7 protein-coding genes are annotated in these 7,390 nt (G+C 31.0%); 1 reads left to right on the forward strand and 6 read right to left on the reverse strand.

Going from position 1 to position 7,390, the window contains the following annotated elements; translation table 11 throughout:
* Positions 1 to 537: group II intron maturase-specific domain-containing protein (locus BUA03_RS16140; RefSeq protein ID WP_317041122.1), on the forward strand; the 537-nt coding region annotated here is incomplete at its 5' end.
* Between the two features lie 228 nt (positions 538 to 765).
* Here BUA03_RS16140 and BUA03_RS16145 read toward each other — a convergent pair.
* From BUA03_RS16145 to BUA03_RS16170, 6 genes are all read right to left on the reverse strand, one after another.
* Positions 766 to 1,197, reverse strand: a complete 432-nt coding sequence (locus tag BUA03_RS16145; RefSeq protein WP_066080946.1) for a hypothetical protein — start codon at positions 1,195 to 1,197, stop codon at positions 766 to 768.
* A gap of 184 nt (positions 1,198 to 1,381) precedes the next feature.
* Positions 1,382 to 2,179, reverse strand: coding sequence for an SMODS domain-containing nucleotidyltransferase (locus BUA03_RS16150; RefSeq protein WP_066080949.1), 798 nt, complete (start codon positions 2,177 to 2,179; stop codon positions 1,382 to 1,384).
* Positions 2,179 to 2,958, reverse strand: coding sequence for a hypothetical protein (locus tag BUA03_RS16155; RefSeq protein ID WP_066080954.1), 780 nt, complete (start codon positions 2,956 to 2,958; stop codon positions 2,179 to 2,181). The genes BUA03_RS16150 and BUA03_RS16155 overlap by 1 nt, the downstream gene beginning before the upstream one ends.
* A 176-nt stretch (positions 2,959 to 3,134) precedes the next feature.
* The gene (locus tag BUA03_RS16160; RefSeq protein ID WP_066080956.1) at positions 3,135 to 5,801 is read right to left on the reverse strand and encodes a TonB-dependent receptor; all 2,667 of its coding nucleotides are present in this window, start codon (positions 5,799 to 5,801) and stop codon (positions 3,135 to 3,137) included.
* Positions 5,789 to 6,586, reverse strand: a complete 798-nt coding sequence (locus BUA03_RS16165) for a GLPGLI family protein (protein WP_066080959.1) — start codon at positions 6,584 to 6,586, stop codon at positions 5,789 to 5,791. The genes BUA03_RS16160 and BUA03_RS16165 overlap by 13 nt, the downstream gene beginning before the upstream one ends.
* 58 nt (positions 6,587 to 6,644) lie before the next feature.
* A complete protein-coding gene (locus tag BUA03_RS16170; protein WP_139255695.1) occupies positions 6,645 to 6,974 on the reverse strand; it encodes a hypothetical protein in 330 nt (109 codons plus the stop codon).
* Positions 6,975 to 7,390 lie beyond the last annotated feature (416 nt).

Consider the following 7,390-nt stretch of genomic DNA (forward strand, 5'->3'; position numbering starts at 1 on the left):
GAGGAGAAAAGCGGGATAAAACGTCCCGTTCACTTCACTATTTTGGGTTTTGGTTTTGTGCCTACGTACAAGAAAGGAAGCAAGAACGACTATCAGTTGGTAGTGGCAGAAAAGGCTTGGAAGAAACTAAAAGAAAAACTCAAAAGCATCACCCGAAAAACCGCACCTGTCAAGCTAGAAGAGCGTATTGCCAAGATAAACGAAATTCAGCGAGGATGGTTAAACTATTTTCGAGGAACGAGTATTATGGGCAAATTACGGGATTTAGATGGCTGGCTTCGCAACCGACTTCGATACTGCATTTGGCACGACTGGAAGAAACCCGAGCGTAAAAGGAAAAACCTGATTCGATTGGGAGTTGACCAAGACCACGCCTATGCATGGAGTCGAACTCGAAAAGGCGGTTGGGCGATTGCCCAGAGTCCTATTTTGAGCACCACCATTACCTTGAAACGCTTAAAACAACGTGGCTATCAATCCTTAACAGATGTTTACATCGAACTCAACCCATCTCTTTGCGAACCGCCGAGTACGTGACCCGTACGCTCGGTGGTGTGAGAGGCGCACTCCGTTCCATAAGGGGCGGAGCCGTCTACTCGATTGTGCGATCGGCTTTCTTGCCTCCAATTTTTCGGTTTAGTTTCCGCACCGATTTAAGCGGTTTCAATTTTAAATTAAATATTATGTCAAAACAATATGATAAATTTTTTCATAAAAACAAATATGGAATTTATTCAGAAAAGCCAAAACAGTTTATAACACAAATTATTTTAGGTAACAAACTTCACTATCAAAAAGCAACTGCATTAATTTTTCAGCGTATTCTTTTTCGTTTGGCCTATTTAATAACTGATGTGAAGAAATTTCTTTCGGTGCATTTTCTTGGAAATAAACTTGATAATTAATTAAAGCATTTTCAATGAATCTAATTATATCAATAGAATCTTTTTCTTTGTTCTCTAGTAGAGCAATTCCTCGAAATCCAAAAATGTATCCAATAACTTCTTTTTCGGATATTAATTCTTGGATATGTGTCGCAATTCTTATTCCTATCCATATATGTTTTTCTGGAACATTGTCTACACCAAATTCGTATCGTAATTCAATTTTAGTTTCATCACATTCAACTTGGTTTTTTATAGATTCTGAATTTATGTCGAATCTATATATTTTATATGGTAAATATTGTATTTGCATATTTTTTATTATTATCTTTTCGTTCGGTTCTACCAAGCTGTCGCACAACGTCCCCGCGCTAGGCGTCCGTTGCCAATAAAAGCGGACTGAGAACTTTCGGCAAGATAAAATATTTTCGTGAAAACAAGTGTTCCGGCTAGACAAAATTTGGCAATGGCGCTTAGCGTGTGTTACCAGCTGGGCATTATGGCATTATTCCTAATATTCTGCAAGTAACTTCAATTGCTTTTTCTTGATTATCTCGTTCCAAATATTCTTTTATCCACTTGCCGTTAGTTTTTAAAGTTTCAACTTTTTGTGTACCGACAAGAGTTAATCCCGATGTAGAAAGTTGATCTATCGCATAAAGAAATCCCTTTTGATGATTGTCTCCACTGAAATTCATCTCTGCAATTTTTCTCTCTAAATCGTAGGTTGTAAATGGGTAATTATTGTGTGCATTCCATCGTTTAAATAATCTAATCAATGGTTTGACTACAGAATTATATTTTGTATTTACTTCTGTAACTGCAGTGTTGAAACCGATTGGGTCAGTATCCATCCAATAGCCACTTTTATTAGGAATCTGATATGTATTTGAAAACCAAGAAAGAGATTTTCTACTTGGAACAAGGTCAAACTTTATTTTATTCATCTCTAAAACGATAGATGGATGGTCTTTCAAAACCTTCGAGGTAGGATATTTAGCATCCGCAAATTTTTTAAGTCTTGTCCTATATGTTTCTGGTGTTCTTTCTTGTTCAGCGTTGGTAAATACTACTAAAATATCTACATCTGAATAATCGTCAAATTTTCTAGGAAGTATTGTGTCTCTTTTGTACGAGCCAAAAACAAGAATTTCACTTATTGAGCTACCAAACCAAGCAATCAAATTTGCTTTAAGATTGGTTATTTTACTCTCAATATATGTACGTTCTGTAGAATTATATTTAATGAATAAATCTGATGAAACTGTTTGCAGTCGACTATTAATAGATGCCATTATGTAATATTATATTTTGTTTTTAAACTATTCCACTCAGCTGTAAGTTTTTCATTGTTTTTGTCAAATGTACTATCAGAAATATTTGCATTAATTTTACTATGTAATGTTTCATATTGAAGCCAATATCTCAAAATATGAGGTTGATGATTTAATATTTCTCGTTTTAGTTCTACGTTTTGAAATAATTGTAACCAAGAATCTTGAATACTAGCAAGTCTATTCATCAAGATTAGATGCTTCACAAGGTCTCCAAGAATATTCGCAGAGAAAAAAGCTTGTAAAATTGTAAGAGCAAAAGGAACTTGTGAAAAACCAAAATAAGCAATTATTGACATAATTATAAGCATTATTGTTGGAATCACAATCTTTGAAACTGTTGAAATTTTCACTAAAGAATAAGTGAAAAAGCAATTCTCGAATTGGTTCACGGCTGCTTTATATATTCCATTTTCAATTTCTTGATTATCATAATAATCTATTGAGTTTTTTATTGAAAATTTTGACCCGAAAGAATTATCAATAAAATCGTCTCGTCTTTTACTATCAGCAAGAGGAAGTAAAATATATTCATTTAAAATTTCAATTATGAAAAATAATGTGATAGCTATTATATTAAAAACATTTATCAAACTTATAAACTCGTATTCTTCACAAATTTTCACAAAAACAATTGGAAAAATTGATAAAAATAAAGTCAACCAAAAGATAAAAAAATTGATATTTTCCAGCCTATTTTTAATCTTATAAATGTCGGTGTGAGGTGAGAATTCTGCCATATTTTATCGGTCTGTTTTTTTTCCTTGCTGGTAACGGTTTGCCGCTTGGCGATGTGGCGGATTAAGGAAGCCTAAACTTACAGTTAAACACTAATTTTCCAAGCACAAAACTGACTTTATATTAAGCCTAAACCCGCCATATTGCCAAACGGCGGTTGCAAGAAGCCTTTCTTCTTTCAAAACCTATATTCCATTTTCAAAAGCACATATCTGGGCATTAATCTGTATTCTGTTTGTGAAATGTTGATGTCGGAAATACTGTAATTTCTAAAGGTTTCTATATTGAAAAGATTGTTTCCAGAAAGAAAAAATGTCAGTTTATTTTCTCTAACAACATAACGAGTTTCTAAATCTAAAAAATAATATTGATTGTTTTCGTTGTCTAAATTTCCAAAATAGTAGCGTTCCGATTGAACTTGAATATTAAATTTATCACTAAACATAAAAGATAAATCAAAAAAACTCATATTGTCTGTAAAGCTGTTTTTTATAGTGGTTTCAACCTCGTTGTAATTCCATTTTGAACCAATATGATAGTTGAAAAAACCTCTAAAACCTGAACGCAATTCAAAACCATAATCGGCATTGAAGTTTTTAACTTCTCTTAAATTTGAATTGTTTACAATGTTTTTAAAATTAGTTTTTGTTGCTCCAAGATTGATTTTTAAGTTGGATTTTATGGGTTTAAAATAGCGATCTATGCTTGATGATATGGATAAAAACTCACGGTCTTTGATAATTATTTTTTCAGATTGCGAATAGTTTTGAGCAATTATTGAATTAGTACTATAAAAATCATTGTTCTTAGAATACAAGATAAAAGTATTGGCGAAAAACTTGTCGCCCCAACTGCCATAAGTATAATTTAAAATTGCACTAGATGAATTGAGTTGATTAAATTCTTCTAAACCTTTTGAAAATGAACGAAATCCTGTTTGCACAAAACCAGAATACACGTCTAAAACTCCTGCATTTGTAGTATTGTAAGAATACGAAGTAAGTATTTTGTTTTTGTCGTTTATTTTCCAGTCTAAGCCAATTTTTGGCATAATGAAAAACGGATTTTGATTCGTTTTTATGTTAAAATTTTCTAATTGATTAAACAATTGATGAGCGTCTGCTTGAGTTAATAAAGTAAAATTCTTTAATTTAAAGCGATATTTAGCAGATAAATACAAATCATTTGTTGTATATATTAAATCGTTTTGATAGCCATTTGGAAAAGCAATATTGTTTTCATTTTGCAATAATTCAAATCGTGTGTTTAACTCATCTATTCGTAATTGATTACCAATTTTTATTTCAAACAAATCGCCGTTTTTCTTTTTATCTAACAAATGAGATTCTATACCTGCAAATTGCATTTTGTTTTCGCTGAATTGTTTAGTATTATTAGCACTTTCGGCAAATAAATCACTATATATAAATTGATTAACTGAATAATTTTGTGGTGTTTTCTCGTTGATGTACCTGCTTGAAAGTAAAAATACTTTGTTTTCTTTAAATTTATTGGTATAAACTACTTTTTGGTCAAAAAGTTGGTTGTTTGCGTATAAACGTTCGTTAAGTAAATCGTTGTTGAACAATAATTCACTACTGTTTTTTTCGTTTGTTTTGTTAAATTTTCCTGTGTATTCAAAAGTTTTAGTTTTTGAGATGTTGTAGGTTAAATCTATTTTTCCAAAACCTGTGATTTGTGTTTTTCTCCCTGTAAAATATTCAGTATTTGCAAAAGTTGAATTGCCAACAGAAAATTGTTGTAGACTATTTCTAAAAAAATCAACTTCATCTGTGTTTAAAAAGCCTAATGTTTTGAGTTTAACTTTTTCTGATAAAGTGAAGATACTATTTAATGATAACATTTCAGCATTGTTGAGATTGACTCTTCGCTTTTTTAAATTGGGTAATTCATAGTTTAGAGCTAATAATGAATTTGAAGACTGATTATCTCCTAAACTTGCTGGTTCATCATAGCGAAATGGTCGTATAAGATGATTAATGTCGCCGACAGCATCAATACCAATATTGTTTAAATTAGTTAAAAAATAATGTTTACTTTTTTTACCGAAATTCATTAAGTTGGCTCTAAATTCATACCTATTATCTGAAACTAAACCGTAACCACCAAAAGCATTACCAAACCATATTCGTTTTGCATCTTCTTTGAGGGTTAAGTTTAAAGCAACTTTTTCACTATTTTCAATACCTTTTAAATGTTTGTTGTTAGAGTAATTTTGGTAAACTTCTACTTTATCAATTGGACTTACAGGCATATTTTTAGTAACTAATTTATATCCTTTTTCAAAAAAATCATCGCCATCAATCATCACTTTTTCAACTTCTTGATTACCTATTTTTATAGTGCCATCAGTTAAAACATTTAGCCCTGGAATTTTTTTGAGTAAATCCTCTACCACTTGTTCGTTGCCTTGTAAAAAGGATTTTGCATCAAAAATAATTGTGTCTTTTTTTACAGTTATAGGTTGTCTTGATTGTATTACGACTTCCTTAAGTTCTGTTATTTTTGGTTTTAAATTAAAGTTTAGTTTAATTTTTGAACTAGTACCTATTTCAATTTTTTTACTTTGGGATTCATAAGACAAAGAGGAAACATTCAAATTGAAAACACCTTTTTCAGTTGTTTTTAATTCAAAGTACCCTTCGTTTTTAGTGTTTGTATAAGTTATTATTTTACCGTTTTCATCTTTTAATACAACACTCGCAAAAACTCCTTTTAAATTTTCTGCATCAATCACATAGCCCTCAATTATTGTTTGAGCAAAGCAAATAGCATTGACATTAAAAAAAACAATAAAAAGAGCAAATATTTTTATTTTTCCCATTCAAAAATCTTTTCAACTTTATAAGTTCTATTTGTATCTTTTTTACTTGGCATTTTTGTTAAACTTGAAGCCATTTCACGTGGCATTTTAGCCCTTAATTTTTCTAAAAGAAAGTCTTGATAATTATCCATTGCAAAAACATAATCTTTAAGAGTTTTTGCCTCTTTTTCAATTGGCTTATTTACTTCAAAAACTTGACTTGTTGGATATTCAATACTTTTAAACTTGACTGAAAACATTTTTTCCTTGTCTTCCGCTTGAAGAATAAGACCGGGTAAGCCATATAACTTCCAAGGACCGTAAGGCATGGGTATCTCTTCTGTGAACCAAACTATAAAAGTTCTATCTCTAAACTCACCAATTGCTTTTTTACAATTAAAATTACCTATTTTTGTTGTATCTTCTTGAATTTTCCAATCAATTTTTAACCAAGTATCTTCTACTGTAAATTCATCAAAAGCAGTTGTTTTAGGAAATCGTAAAGTAATATTTTCTTTTTTAAAATTTCTATGGATAATTTCACCTTTTTCGTCCCCATATTTAAAATTAACTCTTAAACCTTCTCCGTCTTGTTCTATTCCCTCTTTGGTATTTTTATAAAATTTTGTTGAGAATGCAATTGATGCACTAATGGTATCATTAAAATACATTCTTGTTTCTACTGTGTTTGCGTTTTTATTTTCATTAGGATATTTAATATCATAAATAATTAAACCTGTTTTGTTTTGTGAAAAACAAAAGGTGTTAAAAAGTATAGTAAATATTAAGATTAAAGATTTTTTCATTTTCAAATATATTAAAAGTTAAAATACCCCAAGCTTAAAGCTTGGGGTAAGAATTAAATTAGAAAAACAACGCAAGTAATGCATCTAAAATATCACCCATAGTTGCTCCTCCGCCACAATTGAACCAAAAGCTTCCAGAACCTCCCCAGCTTCCAGAACCTCCATCATTGAAGTAAACTGGAAAACCACAAACCGCTTTATTATTTAAAGCGTTTTCAGGTACTGAAATTGACAATTTACCCATAATTGGATTGTCAATTTCATAGGTAACTAGTTTTTCAGAAACAACTTCTATTATTTCTGCTTTTGGAGTTACAACTGCACTTGTGTTTGCAAAAGCAAACGAACCGATTAGCATAAATGCTAAAGAAAAAATTACTTTTTTCATTTTGATTAAATTATTTTGCACCATTATAATAAGGACTTGTGCGGTTAGGTTTTGTCCCCTTGCTTTTTTTTCGTGTCAGCATATTCCACTATTTCATTTTTTTCTTTGAGTAATGAACAAATCTCGCAATTCGTATCTACTGAATATTTTTAAGAACGTTGTTTTATGCGTAATTTTCGTCATAAGGTTTCTTGCAACGTGTCGCGGCTTTGCGAGGTTGCGAACTTCGTAACCGCATATTTTCTGTTACTACTAAATTTCTTGCGAAAGAAAATTGTGAATTTACCACATTTCTCGCCATTTCTTGAAACCGCTGTGTGTGCCCTGCATGAGCAGGAAGCAGATTGTAAATCGTTTGTTCTCGATTCGAAATTACACATTTTGAATCAGAAAACAAATCCTACAGTCTGATATTT

Origin of the sequence: Flavobacterium fryxellicola (assembly GCF_900143245.1) — a bacterium.
Lineage (GTDB): Bacteria > Bacteroidota > Bacteroidia > Flavobacteriales > Flavobacteriaceae > Flavobacterium > Flavobacterium fryxellicola.

Excerpts from the sequence above, each read along its gene's own strand:
- BUA03_RS16160 (WP_066080956.1), bottom strand. The coding sequence starts at position 5,801 with ATGGGAAAAATAAAAATATTTGCTCTTTTTATTGTTTTTTTTAATGTC.
- BUA03_RS16165 (WP_066080959.1), bottom strand. The coding sequence starts at position 6,586 with ATGAAAAAATCTTTAATCTTAATATTTACTATACTTTTTAACACCTTT.
- BUA03_RS16155 (WP_066080954.1), bottom strand. The coding sequence starts at position 2,958 with ATGGCAGAATTCTCACCTCACACCGACATTTATAAGATTAAAAATAGG.
- BUA03_RS16145 (WP_066080946.1), bottom strand. The coding sequence starts at position 1,197 with ATGCAAATACAATATTTACCATATAAAATATATAGATTCGACATAAAT.
- BUA03_RS16170 (WP_139255695.1), bottom strand. The coding sequence starts at position 6,974 with ATGAAAAAAGTAATTTTTTCTTTAGCATTTATGCTAATCGGTTCGTTT.
- BUA03_RS16150 (WP_066080949.1), bottom strand. The coding sequence starts at position 2,179 with ATGGCATCTATTAATAGTCGACTGCAAACAGTTTCATCAGATTTATTC.